This is a genomic window from Microbacterium sp. ER1 (genome assembly GCF_023383675.1).
In the GTDB taxonomy this organism is placed as follows: Bacteria; Actinomycetota; Actinomycetes; order Actinomycetales; family Microbacteriaceae; genus Microbacterium.
In genome coordinates this window covers 123,062-143,744 of sequence record NZ_QCXO01000135.1, presented here as the reverse complement: position 1 = coordinate 143,744, position 20,683 = coordinate 123,062, and the positions used below count along the sequence as shown (strand labels likewise).

General features: G+C 71.6%; 17 protein-coding genes and 1 tRNA gene. 5 read left to right on the top strand and 13 right to left on the bottom strand.

What is annotated here, in order from left to right:
- The first annotated feature begins 25 nt into the window (after positions 1 to 25).
- Positions 26 to 595: a hypothetical protein gene (locus tag BV453_RS10185; protein WP_025102999.1), complete on the top strand. Its 570-nt coding sequence runs from the start codon at positions 26 to 28 to the stop codon at positions 593 to 595.
- Positions 596 to 772: 177 nt separating this feature from the next.
- Here BV453_RS10185 and BV453_RS10180 read toward each other — a convergent pair whose 3' ends face one another.
- The 6 genes from BV453_RS10180 to BV453_RS10155 form a co-directional block, all read right to left on the bottom strand.
- Positions 773 to 2,227, bottom strand: a complete 1,455-nt coding sequence (locus BV453_RS10180) for an LCP family protein (RefSeq protein ID WP_249521519.1) — start codon at positions 2,225 to 2,227, stop codon at positions 773 to 775.
- Positions 2,224 to 2,691: a 5-(carboxyamino)imidazole ribonucleotide mutase gene (purE, locus tag BV453_RS10175; protein WP_025102997.1), complete on the bottom strand. Its 468-nt coding sequence runs from the start codon at positions 2,689 to 2,691 to the stop codon at positions 2,224 to 2,226. The genes BV453_RS10180 and purE overlap by 4 nt, the downstream gene beginning before the upstream one ends.
- A gap of 121 nt (positions 2,692 to 2,812) precedes the next feature.
- Entirely contained in the window at positions 2,813 to 3,937 is a 1,125-nt protein-coding gene (locus BV453_RS10170) for a 5-(carboxyamino)imidazole ribonucleotide synthase (protein ID WP_249521518.1), read from the bottom strand.
- A gap of 84 nt (positions 3,938 to 4,021) precedes the next feature.
- Positions 4,022 to 4,570, bottom strand: a complete 549-nt coding sequence (locus BV453_RS10165; RefSeq protein WP_025102995.1) for a PH domain-containing protein — start codon at positions 4,568 to 4,570, stop codon at positions 4,022 to 4,024.
- 58 nt (positions 4,571 to 4,628) lie between these two features.
- Complete coding sequence (locus tag BV453_RS10160; RefSeq protein WP_249521517.1) at positions 4,629 to 5,399, bottom strand: biotin--[acetyl-CoA-carboxylase] ligase; 771 nt, start codon at positions 5,397 to 5,399, stop codon at positions 4,629 to 4,631.
- Entirely contained in the window at positions 5,396 to 6,679 is a 1,284-nt protein-coding gene (locus tag BV453_RS10155; RefSeq protein ID WP_249521516.1) for a CDP-glycerol glycerophosphotransferase family protein, read from the bottom strand. The genes BV453_RS10160 and BV453_RS10155 overlap by 4 nt, the downstream gene beginning before the upstream one ends.
- A 150-nt stretch (positions 6,680 to 6,829) precedes the next feature.
- Between BV453_RS10155 and BV453_RS10150 the strand changes: the two genes are divergently transcribed.
- Positions 6,830 to 7,855 (top strand): glycosyltransferase family 2 protein, encoded by a 1,026-nt coding sequence (locus tag BV453_RS10150; protein WP_249521548.1) that lies wholly within the window; start codon positions 6,830 to 6,832, stop codon positions 7,853 to 7,855.
- A 10-nt stretch (positions 7,856 to 7,865) separates the two neighbouring features.
- Here the strand turns inward: BV453_RS10150 and BV453_RS10145 are convergent, their stop codons facing one another.
- The 3 genes from BV453_RS10145 to BV453_RS10135 are packed head-to-tail and all read right to left on the bottom strand — an operon-like array spanning position 7,866 to position 12,172.
- The gene (locus BV453_RS10145) at positions 7,866 to 9,302 is read right to left on the bottom strand and encodes a CDP-glycerol glycerophosphotransferase family protein (protein WP_249521515.1); all 1,437 of its coding nucleotides are present in this window, start codon (positions 9,300 to 9,302) and stop codon (positions 7,866 to 7,868) included.
- Positions 9,299 to 10,552 carry a CDP-glycerol glycerophosphotransferase family protein gene (locus tag BV453_RS10140; protein WP_249521514.1) on the bottom strand — a complete coding sequence of 418 codons (1,254 nt, stop codon included), beginning with the start codon at positions 10,550 to 10,552 and terminating at the stop codon, positions 9,299 to 9,301. Before BV453_RS10140 ends, BV453_RS10145 begins: the two co-directional genes overlap by 4 nt.
- Positions 10,553 to 10,597: 45 nt before the next feature.
- Positions 10,598 to 12,172 (bottom strand): S1C family serine protease, encoded by a 1,575-nt coding sequence (locus tag BV453_RS10135; protein ID WP_085607064.1) that lies wholly within the window; start codon positions 12,170 to 12,172, stop codon positions 10,598 to 10,600.
- A gap of 95 nt (positions 12,173 to 12,267) precedes the next feature.
- Between BV453_RS10135 and BV453_RS10130 the strand changes: the two genes are divergently transcribed.
- Positions 12,268 to 13,470, top strand: coding sequence for an aminotransferase class I/II-fold pyridoxal phosphate-dependent enzyme (locus tag BV453_RS10130; protein ID WP_085607380.1), 1,203 nt, complete (start codon positions 12,268 to 12,270; stop codon positions 13,468 to 13,470).
- Between the two features lie 10 nt (positions 13,471 to 13,480).
- Here BV453_RS10130 and BV453_RS10125 read toward each other — a convergent pair whose 3' ends face one another.
- Complete coding sequence (locus BV453_RS10125) at positions 13,481 to 14,290, bottom strand: carbon-nitrogen hydrolase family protein (RefSeq protein WP_029989311.1); 810 nt, start codon at positions 14,288 to 14,290, stop codon at positions 13,481 to 13,483.
- Positions 14,291 to 14,368: 78 nt separating this feature from the next.
- Here BV453_RS10125 and BV453_RS10120 point away from each other — a divergent pair.
- Both BV453_RS10120 and BV453_RS10115 read left to right on the top strand, forming a co-directional pair.
- Positions 14,369 to 14,442, top strand: a tRNA-Met gene (locus tag BV453_RS10120).
- An 87-nt stretch (positions 14,443 to 14,529) separates the two neighbouring features.
- The gene (locus BV453_RS10115; RefSeq protein WP_249521513.1) at positions 14,530 to 15,405 is read left to right on the top strand and encodes an aminoglycoside phosphotransferase family protein; all 876 of its coding nucleotides are present in this window, start codon (positions 14,530 to 14,532) and stop codon (positions 15,403 to 15,405) included.
- Between the two features lie 8 nt (positions 15,406 to 15,413).
- On the opposite strand, the gene BV453_RS10110 is transcribed toward BV453_RS10115, so the two are convergent.
- From BV453_RS10110 to BV453_RS10100, 3 genes are all read right to left on the bottom strand, one after another.
- Complete coding sequence (locus BV453_RS10110; RefSeq protein WP_249521512.1) at positions 15,414 to 16,256, bottom strand: universal stress protein; 843 nt, start codon at positions 16,254 to 16,256, stop codon at positions 15,414 to 15,416.
- A 337-nt stretch (positions 16,257 to 16,593) separates the two neighbouring features.
- On the bottom strand, positions 16,594 to 19,500 hold the full coding sequence (locus BV453_RS10105) for a UPF0182 family protein (protein WP_025102983.1): 2,907 nt from the start codon (positions 19,498 to 19,500) through the stop codon (positions 16,594 to 16,596).
- 74 nt (positions 19,501 to 19,574) lie between these two features.
- Entirely contained in the window at positions 19,575 to 20,666 is a 1,092-nt protein-coding gene (locus BV453_RS10100) for a PDZ domain-containing protein (protein ID WP_085607056.1), read from the bottom strand.
- Positions 20,667 to 20,683: the final 17 nt, after the last annotated feature.

Below are 20,683 nucleotides of genomic sequence, written 5' to 3'. Positions count from 1 at the left end.
CCGCGTGAAATTCTGGGGAGAAATCATGCTGAAGAAACTGGCTGCCATCAGCCTTACCGCTGGCGCGCTCATCCTGGCCGCGCCGACCGTCGCCTCTGCCGCGCCGAGCGACTCGTACCCGTCTCCGCCGAGCGCGAAGGTGGGTGACGCGATCATCGACACCTGCGAGGTCTCGACCGTCGCGTTCGGCGCCGGGTTCTTCGAGCCGTCGGAGACCGTAGGCGTGTCCGTGTCCGGCCAGAACGCCGGCGCCGCCGCCATCTCGGGCAACACCGCCGCTTCCGACGGCAGCCTGACCGTGACGTTCCGCCCGCCGTCCGACGGACAGGGGGCCTACGCCCTCGACTTCGCCGGTTCGCGACCGTACACCGCCATGGTCACGGTCTCGCACGGGAACACGGCCGCATCGAGCTGCGACCACGATCCGGGGGTGGCCGCGCCGGCCGGCACCGAGCTTCCGCTCACCGGCGGGGGCATGGAACTCGCCCTCACCGGCGGATCGGTGTCGCCGTGGGTCCTCGGCGGTGGAGCCGTCGCTCTGGTCGCCGGTGGTGCCCTCGTCGCCGTCGGAGCCGCGCGCCGCAAGCGCGCCTGAGCCGCGCGCAGCACGCGCGCCTGAGCCTGGCTGCCGCCTCGTGCGGTGGTCGGCTGGACGACGGTGATCCCTCCCCCTCCGATCACCGTCGTCTGGCGAATCCGGTCATGAACCGGACCCCCACGGGTGATGTTCCCGGGAACATCATCCGTGGGCTGCGTCATGCCCGCGGCAGTCTCACGGAGTGGGCGTCGGCGTCTCCGTCGGCGGGTGCAGCTTCTCCTGCATGAGCTCGTGGATGAAGTCGTAGTTCGGGTCGAACTCGTCGACACCGTTCTCGGGGGTGAGCTCGACGGTCTGGACCGGCTGCTCCTTCGCCTTGAGCATCAGATCGAAGAACTCCGGCAGCTTGCCCTGTGGGAGATCGGTGCTGATGAGCGCCGTCCCCGCGGCCGCCACCTCGTTGAACCGCGTGAGGACGGTCTGCGGAGTGAACTGGGCGAGGATCGCCTCCTGCAGCTCCCGCTGCCGCTTCATGCGGTCCCAGTCGCTGGTCGTGTAGCGCGAGCGGGCGTACCACTGCGCCGTGTCGCCGTCCATGTGCTGCGCCCCCGGCTCGATCCAGCCGATGGCCCACTCGTTGACGTCGGTCCCGGACCACCCGTCGGGCGGCCCACCCTTGGGCAGGCGCTCCGTGACCGTGATGTCGACACCGCCCAGAGCGTCGACGAGGTCGGCGAAGCCGTGCATGTCGACGAACACGTAGTACGGGATCTCGATGCCGAGCACCCCTTCCGCGGCGTCCTTGGTCGCCTCGATGCCGGGCGCCGAGCCGGCGGCGTCCGCCCCGGGGTAGAGCCCGGTCCCCTTGTCCTCGCGGCACACCTCGGCGGCATTCCGGACGTGGTTCATCCAGCCGTTCCAGCCGCAGGACGACGACGCGAAGCCCTGGAACCCGTCCGGATAGAGCTCCTGCATCGGGCTGCCGTCGCTGAACGGGGCGTGCGGGAGCTCGCGCGGGATGCCGGTGATGGTGACCGCGCCCGTCTCGGCGTTCACGGAGACCACCGAGATGCTGTCGAATCGCATCGAGTCGCGCCCGTCACCGCTGTCCGCACCGAGCAGGAGGATGTTGTAGTACCCGTCGCTCGGCGGCAGGCTCGGGCCGCTCTGCCCGAAGATGGCACCGACGCTGCCACGCACGGAGCCCACCGCCGTCGCCGCGTACCCCGTGACGCCGCCGACCAGTCCGAGCAGGACGAGGGCGACGACCGGGAGCAGGAAGCGCGACGGGGCGGGGACCTTCACGAGCCGGACGAGTCGGAGCGTGTCGAAGGTGAGGACGATCCAGAGGACCACGACGCCGACGAGCAGCACCTGCACGAGAGTCAGGAGCGCGGCGGACACGAGGCCGCCCCCGATCGCGAGCCAGAGGAAGACGGGGCGCGCGAACAACGCGAGGCCGAGGGCGACGATCGCGAGGACCCACGTGGTCAGGGTGACCCCGAGACCGAACCGCCCCAGACGGCGGTTCCCGGCCAGGACCTGGGCCGAGCCCGGGAGCAGGACGTTGAGCCCGACGAGCCACCAGGCGCGTTTCGACATGAGCCGGGCATCGCCGGAGTCGGGGTGCCGCAGCGGCCGCGTCTCGATGAGCGGGCGCCGCGTCGCGCGCGGGGGCGCAAGGGTCACAGCGAGCCCTTCAGCCGATCGTTCTTCTCCTCGACCTGCGCCTCGAGGTCGGCGGCGTAGGCCTCGACGCGGTCGGCGAGCTCGTCGTCCGCGGCACCGAGGATCCGGGCCGCGAGCAGACCGGCGTTGCGGGCGCCGCCGATGGAGACCGTCGCGACCGGGATCCCTGCGGGCATCTGCACGATCGAGAGGAGCGAGTCCATGCCGTCCAGGTACGCCAGCGGCACAGGCACCCCGACGACGGGCAGCGCTGTCATGGACGCGAGCATGCCGGGCAGATGGGCGGCACCGCCGGCGCCGGCGATGATGACGCGCAGCCCGCGGGACCGGGCCTCCCGTGCGTACGACATGAGCTTGTCCGGCGTGCGGTGGGCGGAGACCACCTCGACCTCGTGCGGGATCCCGAAGTCGGTGAGCGCCTGGGAGGCGTCGCTCATGACGCGCCAGTCGGAATCGGATCCCATGACGACGCCGACCAACGGGGCGGCGGAGGAGTGCAGTGGCTCGGTCACCAGATCAGGCTACGGTCTCGCGCCGGGAGAATCCCCGAGCGGCACACGTCTTTTCCCGTGTCCTGCCGCCGACTCAGTCGAATGCGGCCGCCGCGGCCCTGGCCTCGTACACCGCATCGTCGAGGTCGTCCCCGGCGACGTTGACATGCCCGACCTTGCGGCCGGGACGAGGGGCCTTGCCGTAGGTGTGGATCTTCGCGTCCGGGTGCGCGGTCATCGCCGCCTCGAAGCGATCCCCCAGGGTGCCCTCCGCAGGACCGCCGAGGATGTTCACCATCACGGACCAGGCGGCGCGCGGCTGGGTGTTCCCCAGCGGCAGATCGGCCACGGCCCGGAGATGCTGCTCGAACTGCCCCGTGATCGCGCCGTCCTGGCTCCAGTGGCCGCTGTTGTGCGGACGCATCGCGAGCTCGTTCACGAGGATGCGCTCGTCCTCGGTCTCGAAGAGCTCCACCGCGAGCATGCCGGTCACGCCGAGACCCTCGGCGATGCGACGCCCGATGTCCTCGGCGACGTCGGCGAGCCGGTCGGTGGCGGCGGGGGCCGGGGCGATGACCTCGGCGCAGACGCCGTCGCGCTGCACGGTCTCCACGACCGGATAGGAGATCATCTCTCCCCCGGGGCGCCGTGCGACCTGCTGGGCGAGCTCGCGGACGAACGGCACGAGCTCCTCGGCGAGAAGCGCGTCGGTGTCGTCCAGCGCGTCCAGCCAGTCCTGCGCCTCGGCGGCGGAACGCACGACGCGCACGCCCTTGCCGTCGTAGCCGCCGCGCGGCGTCTTCACCACGGCCGCACCGTCGTGGTCGTCGAGGAAGCGCTGCAGCTCCTCTGCCGAACGGACCGGTGCCCACTCCGGCTGAGGCACGCCGAGCTCCGCCAGGCGCGCGCGCATGACGAGCTTGTCCTGCGCGAACTGGAGGGCGTCCGGACCCGGATGCACGGCGACGCCCTCGGCGACGAGGGCGCGCAGGACCTCCTGCGGCACGTGCTCGTGGTCGAAGGTGATGACGTCGACGTCGGCCGCGAAGGCACGAACGGTCTCGAGATCGCGGTAGTCGCCGACCGCCGTGGCGGCCAGCCCCGCGGCCATCCCCTCCTCCTCGGCGAGGACCCGCAGATCGAGTCCGAGCTCGACCGCCGGAGCGATCATCATCCGTGCCAGCTGTCCTCCGCCGATCACGCCCACGCGCAGCGCCATGTGCCGCCTCCATTCGTCATGCCCATTCTTCCGCACGCGCGAGGGCACCGGAAACGCTCGGGCACCGGGGACGCCCCCGGCGGGTCAGGACAGGTCGTCGCCACTCGCCTGGGCGTCGCGGTGGGCCAGGATCTGGCCGACCTCGATCTGGTCGGCCAGCGTCTCGTGCACGAGGGTGACGTTGGGCACGTTGACGAGGCGCAGCGGGGCGTCGACGCCGTTGGAGAGCGTGATCGTGCCGCAGCCCCACATCCGCTGGAGCGGACCGCGGCGCACGCCGATCGTGTAGCCGCGCGCGTGGGACATCTCCCGGCGATGCCGCGAACCCAGCCCCTGCGCCGCGATCACACGACGGGTGGTGATCGTCGTCGTCCGCGAGTACCAGACGATGAACGGGATCACGACGGCCACGAGGACGACGAGGCCGGCGGCGGCGAGCAGCATCCAGTCCTCGAACCCGGCCGGCAGGTTGCCGTAGAAGTACGCGGTGACCCCGAAGACCGCGATGAGCACCAGCGCAGACCAGAAGAGGCGACGCGCGTGGCTGCGGAAGCGCGCGATGAGCAGCTCCTCGGCGGGGGTGCCGGGCGGCGGCATCAGCGGTCTTCCGCCGAGCGTCACGGGCTGGGTCACACCCCCATTGTGCCCGGGATCGCGGACAACGCCGTCCGCGGGGCGGCGTGTCCCCGCGTCACGCGGGGAGCACGTGCACGACGTCGCCCGCGGAGACGGCCTGCGCGGTCCCCTCCGCGGCGACGAGCAGGCGCCCCTCCGCATCGATGCCGACGGCCATGCCCTCGAGGATCCGTCCGCCGGGGAGGGACACCCGCACGGCCTGTCCGATCGTGGCGCAGCGTGCCGTCACCGCCTCGCGCAGCCCGCTCGTGACCGCGCTTCCCGCGGCGGCGAGCGCGCGCAGGTGCCCGTCGAGCGCACCGAGATAGTCGTGCAGCAGCGCGTCCTCGTCGGCGACGACGTCGTGCACCGCGAACGACGTGGCCGTCGGCACCGGGAGCTCGGCGGCCGCCATGGCCGTGTTGACCCCCGCCCCCACGATGACCGCGTCCGGGCCCGCCTCGGCGAGGATCCCGCAGATCTTGCGCCCGTCGACGAGCACGTCGTTCGGCCACTTGAGCGCCACCTCGGCATCCGGGAGCTGCGCGGCGACAGCGGCCGTCATCGCCTCACCGGCTGCGAGCGGGATCCATCCCCGGGCGCGGGGATCCGTCGGGAGGTCGCGCAGGAGCACCGACACCGCGAGCGCGGTGCCCGCCGGAGCGGTCCAGCGGCGGTCGAGGCGCCCCCGTCCCGCCGTCTGGTCACGGGTGAGGAGGACGGAGAGGTGCGGCCAGGCGCGAGCGTCGTGCGCCTTCGCGCGGAGGTCGGCATTCGTCGATCCGGTCGCGTCGAGGACCTCGAGACGCGGTGCGAGCGCGGCGGCGCGCGGGAACCCGGTGCTCATACGTCCTCGTCGTCCGCCTCGTCGTCATCGTCGTCCTCGTCGCCGCGGACGGCGCCGATCTCGCGGTCGCGCCAGCGCTCCCACTCCGCCATGAGCCCGTCGACGGCGGCGTGGAACTTCTCCGTGGCGACCCCCGGCGTCGTGTCCCCGAAGTAGTGGCGGACCCACATCTGCAGGCGGGCGACCGCCGCCTCGTCGGCCCGGACGCGCTCGAGCTCGGCGACGATGTCGTCCGCAGACTCCGCGGTCAGCCATTCGCAGTCCGAGAGGTAGCCGGTGGTGTCGACGGCCGCACGGTCGTCGACCGGGCGCGTGATCATGAGCGGCTTCCCGGCCGCGAGCCGGTCGTAGACCATCGCGGAGATGTCGACCACGGCGACGTCGGCGGCCGCGAGCTGCCATCCCAGCTCCGCACCGTCGTCGTACACGTGCTGAGCGGCGGGATCGGCCGCGTTCGCTGCGGCGATGGCGGCGATGATCCGGCGGTGGGCGGCCCCGTAGGCGTCGTCGACGACGCCGCTCCGCGGATGCGGGCGGTAGATCACCCGGTGACGACCGGTCTCCAGCAGCCGGGCGACGAGCCGCTCGCCGTGCGACGCGATCGAGCCGTAGTGGGCGCTCGGGCGGTCCCCCTCCCAGGTCGGCGCATAGAGCACGACGAGGCGGTCGTCCGGGGTGTACGGCAGGGAGCCCGAGTAGTGATCCGCCTGCGGACGGCCGATCTCGATCGTGCGGCGCTCCACGTCGTAGTCCCACAGCGTGCGCGAGAGGCGGTCCCTGGCGGCCTGCCCGGCCACGAAGGCGTAGTCGTACGCCTTGTACTGGTTCGTGGTCATGTACATCTTGTCGGACTCGCCGTGGTTGATGAACACGTGCCAGCGGCGGCCGTAGCGGAACATCTGGAAGTTGCGGGTGTTCTGGTTGACGTACAGCACGACGCGGATGTCCTGCGTGGCGAGGAACCGCTCGAGATCGCGCACGGTCGGCACGAAGGCGACGGGCGGCGCGTCCTCCTCGAGGAGCTTCTCCGCTCCGGTCGCCTGGCGGGCCAGCACCACGACGGGCCAGCGCTCCGCGAGCGCGGCGAGCGGGCGGTACCACTGGCGCATCTGGTACATGTTCACCGCGCCGTCGGCGAAGTACACCGCGACCCGGAAATGATCGGCGGGATAGGGCTCCTGGGCCGCGAGGCGGCGACGGACGCGCTGCACCGCGGACCGGGACGCGAGCGCCCGTCGCAGGAGCCGATAGGCCTTCTTCGCGTCAGACAGTGCACCCATCCCTCCAGGATAGTTCGTCCCGCTGTCGTCCCCCTGGGCGCCCCGGGGTCCCGATGCTCCGCCTGGGAGAGCGCGGGGAGGCGCGCGTGACATGATCGACGTGTGCCAGCCAACGGATCCCCCGCCCCCGTCACCGGGGTGTCCTTCGTGATGCCGGTGCTGAACGAACGCGCCTACCTGGAGCACGCCGTCGCCTCGGTGCTGGCCCAGGAGGTGGGGGTTCCGACCGAGCTCGTCCTCGCGCTGGGACCGTCGTCGGACGGCACCACCGACCTCGCCCGCCGCCTCGCGGCCGCCGACGACCGGATCCGGCTGGTGGACAATCCCGCCGCGCACATCCCCGTCGGGCTCAACGCCGCGATCCGGGCCAGCCGCTACCGCACCGTCATCCGGGTCGATGCGCACTCGGAGCTCGCCCCCGGATACGCCGCCCGTGCCCTGCAGACCCTGCAGCGCACGGGAGCAGCCAACGTCGGCGGCGTCATGCACGCGGAGGGCCGCACCCCGTTCCAGAAGGCCGTCGCCCGGCTGTACAACTCCCCCGTCGGCCTCGGCGGCGGCGCGTATCACGGCGGCCGGGTCGAGGGCGAGGCCGAGTCGGCCTACCTCGGTGTGATGAGACGAGAGGTCCTCGACGAGGTCGGTCTCTTCGACGAGTCGATCCGCCGCGGCGAGGACTGGGAGCTGAACCTGCGCATCCGTCAGGCCGGTCACCGCGTATGGTTCGACCCCGAGCTGGCGGTGACCTACTGGCCCCGGGAGAGCTGGCTGCGACTGGCCAGGCAGTTCCGCGCGACGGGGGCCTGGCGAGGAGAGCTGGTGCGCCGCTTCGGGCGCCGCAACGGTCTGCGCTACTTCGCCCCGCCGGTGCTCCTGCTGTTCGTCGTGCTCGCCGTCGTGCTCGGCATCCTGCAGCTCACCGGGGTCGTGTCCGGCACGGTCTCCCTTATCGCCTCGGGCCTGGTCTACCTCCCGCTCGCGCTCTACGTGCTGCTCGTGATCGGCGTGGCCCTCGCCCCGGGCGGGGGCGGCGTGCGGCAGCGCCTGTGGACGCTGCTCGTGCTGCCCACCATGCACCTCTCGTGGGGCCTGGGCTTCCTCGGGGGCGTGCTGCGCGGAGCCGGCGACACCGTGGACGCGTCCCGGCTCGGCACGCGCAACACCCCGCTGCCCTGACCTCCGACGACTACGGCGTGACGAATCCGAGGTCGAGGATCCGATCGACCACCCGCTGCGCGGCCCGGCCGTCGTCGAGCGCGTTGAACTGCCGCTGCCAGGCGGCGTAGCGCTCCGCGTAGCGCTCCCGGTGGCCCTCGTCCGCCATCGCCGCCACGAGCTCGTCCTGGGTGCGGACCAGAGGGCCGGGTGCCCGCTCCGCCAGGTCGAAGTAGAAGCCCCGGAGCTGGCCGCGGTAGTGGTCGAGGTCGGGCACGAGGAAGTACATCGGCTTGCCGGTGACGGAGAAGTCGAACATGACGGAGGAGTAGTCCGTGACGAGGGCGTCGGCGGCGAGCAGGAGCTGCGACGTCTCGGGGTAGCCGGTCACGTCGATCACCCGCGCGCCGGCACGGTCCCTGCCCTCCCCCAGCGTGCGCGAGTGACCGCGCACCAGCACGACCGCGTTCGTCTGCCGCGCCAGGAGCTCGGGATCGACGAAGTCGACCATCTCCGCCCGGTCGTCCCGCCAGGTCGGCGCGTAGAGCAGGACGCGCTCGTCCGCCCCGATGCCGAGCGCCGCGCGCACCGCGACCGGGTCCCCCGTGCGCAGCGCATCGTTGCGCGGATAGCCATCGATCCAGATCGGCCGCCCGAAGAACGCGTAGGCCTTGCGGAGGATTCGTGCGGCGTACGCGTTCTGCGCCAGAAGCACATCCCACCGCCGCGACTCCTTGACCACCGCCGCCATCCGGCGGGGGTCGAAGCCGGGACGGTGCAGGGCCAGGCGCTTGAGAGGCGTGCCGTGCCAGGTCTGCAGCACCTTCTGCCCCGGCTTGCGCACGAAGCGGCGCCGCATCCAGTCGTTCACGATCAGGAGCCGCGCGGCGCCGCGAGCACGCCACCATTCCGGGCTGCCCTCGATCACCGCGATCGCGCCGTCCGGCACCTCGACCGACAGGTCCACGACGCTCCAGTATCGGCGGACCTGCGGGGCGCGCCGGGCGAGTTCCCGGTCGATGGCGCGCGGGTTGCAGCCCACGCTCCGGCCGTAGAAGCTCTCGAAGAATACGGCGTTCTCCGTGCCGCCGGCCTGCGCCACGTACCGCTCCTCGAGCGTGGAGCGTCCCTCCGCCGTGTCGTACACCGGGTCGAGGGGAGCGCCGATGCGGGCGACGGCGCCGTCGACGGCGATCCGCACGCCCGGGAGCACGACCGGCGCGAGACGGAGGGCCGTCAGATCGACGCCCTCGATGCGCAGTTCGTACTCCCCGGATGGCAGAGGCAGCTCCGGACCGCCCCATCGCGACGCACGGAGCGCGAACGTCGCCTTCCAGGTCTTTCCCCCGCCGGTGAGGCGGGCTTCCACCCGCGCTCGCGGCCCGATGAGCTCGGCGCTCGTCGGACGCTCCCCGGTCCCTGCGATGACCAGCGCCTGTGCCGTGTCATCGATGCGGGCCGTCGTCATTCTGCTCCCTTCGGCGCGGGGACCCCCCGCGCACGGATCGCGCGGTACACCCGACGGGTGTTCTGGCCGTCGCGGAACGCGTGCATCTCCGCGCTGAGCGTAGCGGAACGCCCGGCGGCCTCGTCGAACGCGGCCGCGTCGCCCAGCAGCGATGCCAGCCGCGCGAGTGCGGGCTCCCACCCGGTCGCGACGCCCGACGCGGCGACCTCCTCGAAGCGGCCGTAGAAACCGCGGGTCCGGGCGTACTCCGCCACATCCGGCGCGAGGAAGACGACCGGCATGGCGAGGAGGCCCACGTCGTAGGCGAGCGAGGAGTAGTCGGTGATGAGGATGTCGACGGCAGGAAGGAGCGGCGTGACATCGCTGACGACCATGCTGGGCAGCGCCCGCACCCGTGTCGTCGGCAGGGGCGGCGCGTAGCTGCCGTCGCCGAGCGGATGAGAGCGCACGAGCAGGACGGCGTCGTGCTCCTCCAGCACCCGGATGATCCGCATCCATTCCTCGGCCGTCGGCACGGACGGGTCGGGGGCGCCGTCCCGCCACGTCGGGGCATAGAGCACGACGCGGTCGGCGTCGCCGATCGCACCCACGGCCTCGGCGAGCAGAGCCCGTGCGTGGGCGCGGCGTTCCTGGGGTGCGCCGATCGACAGCACGTCGACGCGCGGCTCCCCCGTGACCACGACCCGGTCGTCGCTCAGTCCGAACGCGGACTCGAGGCGTGCCCTGGCCCGGTGCGACGCCGCGGGGAGCACGCGGATCCGTTGCGCGGCGCCGCGGTACAGCAGCCCGACGAGGCGCCGCAGAATCGGGGCGCCGGGGACGGCAGGCACCTGCGTCGTGGCCGGGGAGTCGAGTCCGATGCGCTTGAGCGGGATGCCGTGCCAGAGCTGCACGACGAAAGCACCGCCGTTGCCGTAGCGGTTCACGTCGCCGAGGCCGTGCGTCACGACCAGCACGCCGGCGCGGGCGGTGGCCCACCAGCCGCGGAGGCCGCCCCGCGGGACGGTCCGCAGGCCGAGGGCCTCGGCGTCGGCCGCTTCGCGCGCCGACCCGGTCAGCCAGAGGGTGTCGTGCCCCTCCGCTGCCGCATACCGGTGCAGGGCGAGAGCGCCGTCGCCGACGCCGGCGCCGCAGCCGAAGACCCAGCGCCGGCCGCGCGGCACGACGAGGGTGCCCAGGCGACCGAGGGCGTACAGCGGGATCCGGAGCAGCTTGGCCGCGTTGCCGGTGCCGAAAGAGAAGGACGCCACCCGGCGAGCCTATCGCGCGGGTGGCGTCCTTCTCTGACGGGGCGATCAGCCGGCGAGCGTGCCGAGCGTCACCTCGATCTGACTCTGCTTGCCGTTACGGACGTAGGTCACGTCGGCCGTGCTGTCGGCCGCCGCCGCGCGGACCTGAGCGGTCAGGTCGGTCGCGCTCGTGATCGGCACCCCGTTGAAGTTCGTCACGACGTCGCCGGCCTGGAGACCCGCGGCCGCGGCCGCGCCCCCGTCGGTGACCTCGGCGATGTACGCACCGGCCTCGGTCGCGCCCTCGACGCCGGAGGCATCGCGGACCGATGCGCCGAGCAGACCGTGGGTGGCCGCGCCGTCGGCGATGATCTCGTCCGCGACGCGCTTGGCGATGTTGGACGGGATGGCGAAGCCGATGCCGATCGAGCCCGACTCCTCGGAGCTGCCCGAGCTCGCGATGGCGACGTTGATGCCGATCAGCTCGCCCTTGCTGTTGACGAGGGCGCCGCCCGAGTTGCCGTGGTTGATCGCGGCATCCGTCTGGATCACGGCGATCGAGATCGACTCGGTGGCCTGCTGCCCGCTGTTCCCGGGCAGATCGAACTGGAACGGCCCTTCGCTCTGCCCGTCCTCCGGCGCCTGCTGCTGCGGGGCGTCCTCGGAGGAGGAGTCGGGAAGCGCGGACGAGGCGATCTGGATGCTGCGGTTCAGCGCGCTCACGATGCCTGTGGTGACCGAGTTCGCCAGGCCTAGCGGGGCGCCGAGCGCGACGGCGGTGTCGCCGACGTTGAGCTTCGACGAGTCCGCGAACTCGATCGGCGTGAGGCCCTCGGCGTCGGTGAGCTTGATCACCGCGAGGTCGTAGATCGGGTCCGTGCCGACCACGGTGGCGTCGTAGATACGGCCGTCGGAGGTCGTGACGCGGATCGTCGGATCGGCCGCCGCCCCACCGAGGGTGACCACGTGGGTGTTGGTGAGGACGTAGCCGTCCTTGCTGATGATGACGCCCGAGCCGCTGCCGGCCTCCTGCGATCCGGCCACCTCGATGGTGACGACGGAGGGCAGGGCCTCGGTCGCGACGGCAGTGGTCTCGTTGACCGAGCCGGGGTTGTTGACGGTGACGGTCTGCGGGCCCTGAGCGGTGCCGGAGGACGGGGAGTCCTGCAGCCCGGTGAGCAGGGCGCCGCCGCCGAATCCGGCGACGCCGCCGACGAGGGCGGCCGCGACGATGAACGCCGCCACGCGGGTGCCGCCGCGCGACTTCTCCTTCGTGGCCGCGGGGGCCTGCTCGGCCGGCGGCACGGTGCCGTCGAGCGACCGGGTGTCCTGCGCCGGGACGCCGAATGCGGCGCCGGGGACGCCCGCCGCGGCGGGACCGGGCGCGGCCAGCCCGTGCGGCACGGGTGCCACGGTCGGGGTGCCGGCGGCGTGCGACGCGAACGTCGGCGGCATGTGGTGGCCCTGCGGGGCGACCGGGGCGGAAGCGGCCGGAGCGCCCGTCACAGGGGTGCCGTCGGCGGCCGGAGACGGCGCGCTCGGCGCGGCCTCGGGGGTCTGAGGGGTCTGGGGGGTGTGTCCGGCCGACACGGCGTCGTCCGACGCCGGTGCCGGGCGGTCCTGCGGGTTGTCCTGGTTCATGGTGTGCTCCTTCAACGCCCCTCCAGGATGCCCCGCATCCCTGTGCGTTCCTTATGCCCAGCGTGAGTTTCCGCTATGGCCTTAGCCTGTTCTTCATGAGTGTCATCCCCGGCGCATGGCGTCGCACGGCGGCCGGTGCCGGTCTGCTCGACGCGGACGGAACCGTCGCGCCCACCATCTTCGCAGAGATGTCCGCCGCGGCGGTCAGGACCGGAGCCATCAACCTGGGGCAGGGCTTCCCGGACGAGGACGGCCCGGAGGCGGTGCTCGACGCCGCACGCGCCGCGATCGCCGACGGGGTCAACCAGTACCCGCCGGGACGCGGGTTCCCCGACCTCCTGACGGCCATCGCAGAGCACCAGCGGCGGTTCTACGGACTCGAGGTGGACCCGGGCACCGAGGTCATCGTGACGGCCGGCGCCACCGAGGCCCTCACCGCGACCCTGCTCGCCCTGATCGACGGGTCGGAGGACGAGGTCGTCGTCTTCGAGCCCTACTACGACTCGTACGCCGCCGCGGTGGCGCTCGCGGGTGCCCGGCTCCGGACGGTGCCCCTGCGGGCGCCCGGGTTCCAGCCCGACCTGGATCAGCTGGCGGAGGCCGTCACGGACCGGACCAGGATCATCCTCGTCAACGACCCGCACAACCCCACCGGAGCCGTCTTCGACGAGGAGGTGCGCCGCGAGGTGGTGCGCCTGGCCGCGCGGCACGACGCCGTGATCGTCACCGACGAGGTGTACGAGCACCTCACCTTCGACGCCCCGCACGTCCCGATCGCCACCCTGCCCGGTGCCGCGGAGCGGACGCTCACCATCTCATCGGCGGGGAAGACCTTCTCGACCACGGGGTGGAAGATCGGCTGGATGCACGGCCCCGCCGCACTCATCACGGCCGTCCTGACCGTCAAGCAGTACCTCACCTACGTCAACGGCGCCCCCTTCCAGCCCGCCGTCGCCGTCGGGCTCCGCCTCGACGACGCGTTCTTCACGGACGCGGCCGCCGTGCTCGCCCGCAAGCACGCGATCCTCGGCGACGGTCTCCGCGCCGCCGGCTTCACGGTCCACGCACCGCAGGGCGGCTACTTCACTGTGGCCGATGCGACGGCGCTCGGCGGCGCCGATGCGGCGGCCTTCTGCCGCACGCTTCCTGACCGGGCCGGCGTCGTCGCGATCCCGCTCACTGCCTTCGTGTCCCCCGCGCAGCGCTCGGCGTACGCGGGGCTCGTGCGTTTCGCGGCGTGCAAGCGCATCGATGTCCTCGAGGAGGCGGCGGCGCGCCTCGCCGGCCTGAACCCGTGAGCGGGTCCGGTCAGCGCGGCACCACAGCGTAGCGGCGGGCCCGCAGCGAGGGATTGGTCGCACGGACGCGCGCGATCGCCGCGCCGTCGACCACGCCGAGGGCCACTCCGGGCTCGGAGCCGATGCCGGCGCGGACGACGCCCTGCGGGTCGACGATGCGCGAGTGGCCCACGCCGATCGGCGCCGGGTGGTCGGCGGCGATCACGAACACCGTGTTCTCGATGGCCCGCGCGGCGAGCAGGGTGGTCCAGTGCTGCTCCTTGAGCGGTCCGCGCACCCACTCCGCGGGCACCACGAGCGCATCGGCACCGGCGACCGCGAGAAGCCGCGACAGCTCGGGGAACCGCAGGTCGTAGCAGGTCATCAGCCCGAAGCGCAGTCCGCCGACCTCGAACACCGCGGGCTCGCCGATCTCCCCCGGCTCCACCCAGTCCGACTCGGTCTGCCCGAACGCGTCGTAGAGGTGCTGCTTCCGGTAGACCGCGAGGATGCCGTCGCCGCGCACGGCGACGACGCTGTTGCGCACGCGCCCCTCGTCCGAGGCCCTCTCCGTGACGCCCGCGACGATGACGACGGCGAGCTCCGCGGCCAGACCGATCAGCCCGGTCACGAACTCGCCGTCGAGACCCTCCGCATTCGCCGCGAGGCGTTCGTCCATCGGGTCGACGAAGTAGCTCGAGTACTCGGGGAACACGATCAGCTTCGCCCCGAGGCGCGCGGCCTCCGTCGCCAGCTCCGCGATCCGTTCCCGGTTGGCCTCGCGGGAATCCGTGGGGGCGAACTGGCACACGGCGACGGGCACGGCGGTGTTCTCAGACATGACGCCATCCTCTCGCACCCGCTGCCGCCGCGCTCGATTCGACGGCTCCCCGGATCCGTGATAAGTTATCTCTTGTGGCGCGGGGTGGAGCAGTTCGGTAGCTCGCCGGGCTCATAACCCGGAGGTCGCAGGTTCAAATCCTGTCCCCGCAACAAATGAAAGGCCCTCTGGCCGGGAGAAATCCCAGGCCGGAGGGCCTTTCGCATGTGGCGGGAGCCGAGCTCTGCGAGTATCGAGGGGTGAACCGACCGGTCGACATCGATGAGCGGCTCGTCGCCGACCTCGTCGCGGAGCAGTTCCCCCGCTGGGCGCACCTTCCCGTCCGCGCCGTGGCGCGTCAGGGGTGGGACAACAGGACGTTCCGTCTCGGTGACGAGTTGTCGGTGCGACTTCCTCGTGCCGAGGCCTACGCCGCGGCCGTGCAGAAGGAGAGCAGGGCGCTCGAGTTCCTCGACGGAAGGCTCCCCGTCGCGGTTCCCTCCGTCGTGGCGCTGGGGGAACCCGGTCGAGGTTATCCGTTGCCGTGGTCGATCCGCCGGTGGCTCGACGGCGACACCGTCGACCACGCCACGGGGATCGATCGCGCTCGCCTCGCCGCGGATCTCGGGGGCCTCCTCCGCGTCCTGAGGTCTCTCCGCGTGCACGCGGGGTGGGCCGCCGGCCGGCACTCGTTCTTCCGCGGTTCGCATCCGAGCGTCTACAGCGATGAGGTCCACGCCGCACTCCAGCGGCTGGACGGCACCCTGGACGCGGAACTCTGCCGGAGCGTCTGGCTCGACGCGACGAGCAGCGCGTGGGAGTCCTCGCCGGTCTGGTTCCACGGCGACGTCGCCGTCGGCAACCTGCTCGTCAGCGACGGCCGCCTGTCGGCGATGATCGACTTCGGCACCTGCGGCGTCGGCGATCCGGCCTGCGACCTCGTCATGGCATGGACGTACTTCGACGGGGACGCGCGGGATGCGTTCCGCGACGCCGTCGACCTGGATGCCGCGACCTGGCGACGGGCTCGCGGCTGGGCACTCTGGAAGGCCCTAGTGACTCTCTCCGACGGGTCAGGGCCGGGCGGCGACGACAGCCGACGCGTGCTCCACGAGGTGCTGACCAGCCCGCTCTAGGCCTCCGGTCAGCGGACGACGGCGGTGGGCGCCACGAGCGCGGCGAGCACTTCGTGGCTGATGGAGCCGAGCAGGAAGCGGGCGACCGCGCCCCGCCCGTGCGAGCCGACCACGGCGAGGCTCGCGGTGGCGGCGGCGCGGTTGATGACTTCGGACGGATATCCGCGTTCGACCCGGGGCTGGATCTCGAGATCCGGATAGGTCGAGCGCAATCCGCCGAGAGCGACGGCGAGGGTCTCCTCGGACAGCTCCTGCATCGAGGAGAGGTACTGCTCGGGGTACGCCCTCGCTCCGCGCGGGAGCGGGACGGGAGTCCATACCGTCACCGCGACGAGGGGCTCGCCGAGACGGTCGGCTTCGGCAGCGGCAAACGCGACGGCGGCTTCCGAGATCGGAGACCCGTCCACCCCGACGACGACACCGCGACGGTCGCTCGTCTCGATGTCGGGGATCACCACGACGGGGCAGGAGGAGTCGGCGACGACGCGCACCCCGTGGGCCCCGCGCCGGGGACTGTCCGCGTCATCGGGACGGAAGTCGCTGCCGATCACGAGGAGGTTCGCGCCCGCGGTGGTCGAGACGAGCTGGCGGACCGGGTCGCCGCGGAGCACGACGAGGTCGACGTCCAGGCCCTGATACTTCAGCGTCTCCGCGTGCTCCTCCAGCAGACTCCGCGCCGCCGCGATCGCAGCGTCGACCACAGGGCCCTCCCCGACGGCGCCGACCGCTCCCCCGACGACGCTCGCGAGGAGCAGCGAGGCCTTCCGCGACCGGGCGCGGTGCGCGGCCCATTCCAGTGCTCGTCGTCCCGCCGACGTGTCCACCACTCCCACAACGATGCGCTCAGCCACGGCACCCTCCCTGTTCCCCTCCACCCTCCCATGCCACCCCCTCCCCGCGCGACGGTCCGTCCCGGACAAAACCCTCCGCCGGCTCAGGCACTCGCGCCCGTTCAGGCTTCCTGCCCAGAGGGCGCCTGACCGCGCGCGCCCGCCTGATGCCGCGAGAACGCCTGTCCCGCCGCGCCGCCCGCGGACGCAGGCACCCGCGCGGAATCAGGCTCGCGTGCAGGCTGTCGCCTGATCTCGCGCGAGCGCCTGGTGCGGCGGACCGGCTTCCGGCGCACCGCGAGTTCCGGGAATGCGAAAGGGCACCCCGTGGGGGTGCCCTTTCGTGTGCGTGGGAGGATCACTCTCCCGCGGCGGCCTCCAGCTCCAGGAGCTTCTCGACGGCCGCGGTGAGGCGCTTGTCCGCCTCGCCGAACTTCTCCAGGTCGCCCTCGGCGAGAGCCGCCTGGCGGTCGAGCAGCGCCTGCTGCGCCTTCGCCAGGGCATCGGCCTGCTCGTCCGTCGGCGTCGGCGTGGTCGGCGTCTCGCCGGTGTCGGGATCGGTCGTGCCCGGATCGGTGGGTTCGACCTCGTCGTCACCACCGGTCGCTCCGGAGTCGCCGCCGAACAGCGTGTCCAGCGCCTCGGTGAGCGTGTTCTCGAAGGCCACCCGGTCACCGAAGGCGACGAGCACCTTCTGCAGACGCGGCAGCTGCGTCCCCTCGGACGACTGCACGTAGACCGGCTGGACGTAGAGCAGACCGCCACCGACGGGCAGGGTCAGCAGGTTGCCGTAGATGACCTCGGACTCCCCCTGCTGGAGCAGGTTGAGCTGCGGGACCACGGCCGTGTCGGAGTTGTAGGTGTTCTGCACCTGACCGGGACCGGGCACCGTGGTGTCGGTGTCGATCTCGAGCATGCGCAGCTGCCCGTACCCCTCGGCCTTCACGCCCTTCTCGGCGCCGGCATCGGAGTCGACGGCGAGGTAGCCCATCAGCACGTCACGGCTGCCACCCGCGCCCTGGGAGGCCGGGATGAACGTGGAGAACATCGAGAACCGCGGTTCGTCCTGACCCGGCATCTGCATGGTCAGGTAGTACGGCGGCTGCAGCATCGCGTCGCTGCGCGGGTCGTTCGGCGTCTGCCAGCGGTTGTCCTGCTGGGCGAACGAGCCGGCCTTGTCGACGTGGTAGATGCCGAGGATGTCGCGCTGCACCTTGAACAGATCGGTCGGGTACCGGACGTGGCTCATGAGCTCGCCGGACATCTCGCTGATCGGCTTGAGGGTGGACGGGTAGACCTTCTGCCAGGTCTTCAGGACCGGGTCCTCCTCGTCCCAGGCGTACAGCGTGACCGAGCCGTCGTAGGCGTCGACCGTGGCCTTGACCGAGTTGCGGATGTAGTTGATGTCGTCGATCGCGAGCGACGGCGTCGGCACGTTCGAGTCGGCGATCGCGTCGGACAGGCTCACGCTCGTCGAGTACGGGTAGGTCGAGCTCGTCGTGTAGCCGTCCACGATCCAGACGATGCGGCCGTCCACGACGCTCGGGTACGGGTCGCTGTCGAGCTCGAGGTACGGCGCGACCTTCTGCACGCGGGTCTTCGGGTCGCGGTCGTAGAGGATCTGGGAGTCCTCGTTGACGAGGTTCGAGAACAGGATCTGCTCCGACTGGAACTTGAGCGCGTAGAGCAGCTTGGTGAAGCTGTCGCCGATCTTCGGCCCGCCGTTCCCGGAGAACGTCGTCTTCGTCTCGCTCGAGCCGTCCTTGCCCCGCGGGTAGTCGATCTCGACCGGGTCGGCCCCCTCGGGGGCGCCCACGATGGAGTACTCCGGGGAGTTCTCGCCGAAGTAGACCCGCGGCTCGAAGTCGCCCTGCTCGGACAGGAAGCCCGAGGTCGGGATGCCGCGCTCGAGGAAGACGGGCTCGCCGTCGGTCGTGCGCTGGTTGCCCGCCGCGGCGACGAGGCCGTAGCCGTGCGTGTAGACCGCGACGCGGTTGTTCCAGTTGTCGCCGTCGCCGAGGCCCGACATGTCGAGGTCACGGACGGAGACGACGGTGTCCTGCTTCACGCCGTCGATCTCGTAGCGGTCGACGTCCATGGTCGTCTGGAACTGGTAGTAGCCGCGGTACTGCTCAAGCTGACGGACCGTCGGCGGGATGACCTTCGGGTCCATGATGCGGATCGACGCGGTGGTCTCGGCGTCGGCGCGGAGCTGCCCCGCCTCGGCGTCGGTCTCGGCCTCGAAGGCCGTGGTCTCCAGGTCGGCGACGCCGTAGGCCTCCTTCGTGCCGTCGATGTTCCGCTGGTAGTACTCGGCCTGGTAGGCGTTCTGGTTCGGCTTGACCTGGAAGGTGGTGACCACCCACGGGTAGCCGATGCCGATGACGAGCGAGGCCACGATCAGCAGCGCGGTCGCCGCGAGCGGGAAGCGCCAGCGGCCGATGACGGCCGTGACGAAGAAGAGGATGGCGACGACGGCGGCGATGATCGCGAGGATGCCGAGGCCGGGGATGGTCGCGTTGGCGCCGGTGTAGGCGGCACCCGTGATGCGGTCGTCCGGCTCGACGAGGGTCTTGTAGCGGTCCAGCCACAGGCTCGCCGCCTGCACGAGCAGGTAGAGACCCGCGATGACCGCGAGCTGGATGCGGGCCGGCTTGGAGATGCGCAGCTCGCCCTGGCCGACGCGCACCGAGCCGTAGAGGTAGGACACGAGTGCGGTGACGAGGAGGCTGAGCAGCAGGACCGCCGAGACGAACGCGAGGAGGATCGAGTAGAACGGCATCGCGAACATGTAGAAGCCGGTGTCGACCTTGAACTGCGGGTCGACCTCACCGGTGGCGACGCCGTTGGCCCACAGCCACACGGTCTTCCAGTTGCCCGCTGCCGCGAACCCCGCGAAGAGGCCGAAGAAGATGGGCATGCCCCACATCGCCAGGCGCCGCAGCGGCTCGATGACCTCCTGGTAGCGGTCGAGCTGCGAGCTCAGCCGGACGTAGACCGGGCGGAGCCGGTACGCGAGCTGGATGACGACGAACAGCGGCACGGCCATGCCGAGGAAGCCGACGACGAACATCACCGCCGTCGCGATCCACTGCGTGGTGAGCACGCCGGTGAACCCGACCTGGTCGAACCAGAGGAATTCGGTGTAGAGCGACGCGAAGACGAAGAACGCCGCGATGAGCGCGGCGATGATCACCAGGGAGATTCCGAGGATGCGTCGGGAGGTTCGAGGCGTGGCCGGGGGCTGGGCTGGGGTCGAGGTCACCCTTCCATCCTAGGCACCGCTCGCTGTGGGCGGGCTGTCACACCGGTCACGGCGGGGTCACGACCCGCGCCGGGTCAGGTGGCCGGGACGTCGCAGGTCGGCAGCGCGTCGACGTCGCCGTCCTCGGCGATGACCTCCAGCGCCGCGAGCGATTCGTCGAGGGTCGCGGTGCGGATGACCTGCAGGCCGTCCGGAACGTGCCCCACGACCTCGTCGCAGTTCGCCTCCGGGGCGAGGAAGTAGTCCGCACCGGCGTCGCGGGCGCCGTAGAGCTTCTGGCGGATGCCTCCGATCGGCCCGACGGTCCCCTCGGCGTCGATCGTCCCCGTACCCGCGACCTCCTTGCCGCCGTTCAGCTCGCCCGGCGTCAGGGTGTCGATGATCCCGAGAGCGAACATCATCCCCGCGCTGGGGCCGCCGACGTTGTCGAGCTGGATCGTGACGTCGACCTCGAAGTCGTAGTCCGTGCGCAGCGTGATGCCGATCAGCCACGTCGTCGTGCCGTCCTGGGTCTGCTCCTCTGGCGTGATCTCCACGGTCTGCTCGTCGCCGTCGCGGCGCACCGTGAGCGCGACCGGATCGCCGCCCGCCTCCTGGATGGCCTCGCGCAGCGCGGTGGCCGAGGTCACGGGCGTGCCGTCGATCGCGGTGATCACGTCGTCCGCCTGGAGCAGACCGTCGGCCGGCGACCCTTCGACCGCATCGACCACGACGACCTCGGCTCCCGTGTCGTAGCCGAGCTCGTTCAGCGCGGCGGCCGTCGCCTCGTGCTGCGAGTCGACCATGAGCATCGCGTTGCGCTCGTCCCGCTGCTCGGTGGTGACGCCCTCGGGGAAGACCGCGTCCAGCGGCACGACGGCCCGCGACGCGTCCATCCAGGCGAGGGCGAGCTCGAACCAGCTCGGCGTGCGCTCCCGGTTGCCGACGACCTGGACGGTGGTGAGGTCGAGCGTTCCGCCCGTCTCGTAGGTCTCCGTCCCCTCCACGCTGATGAGCGGGACCTGCTCGCCGTCCGCGTTCTTCGCGGTGCCGAGGGTGTCGTACACGGGACCAGGGCGCTGGATGACGTACGGCGAGGGCAGGAACGTGAGGACGGCGAGCGCCGCGAGCGCGACCACCAGCGCCCAGACCCCGAGTCCGAGCTTCCCTGCGCGCGGTCGTTCCACAGCAATCCTCCGTCGTT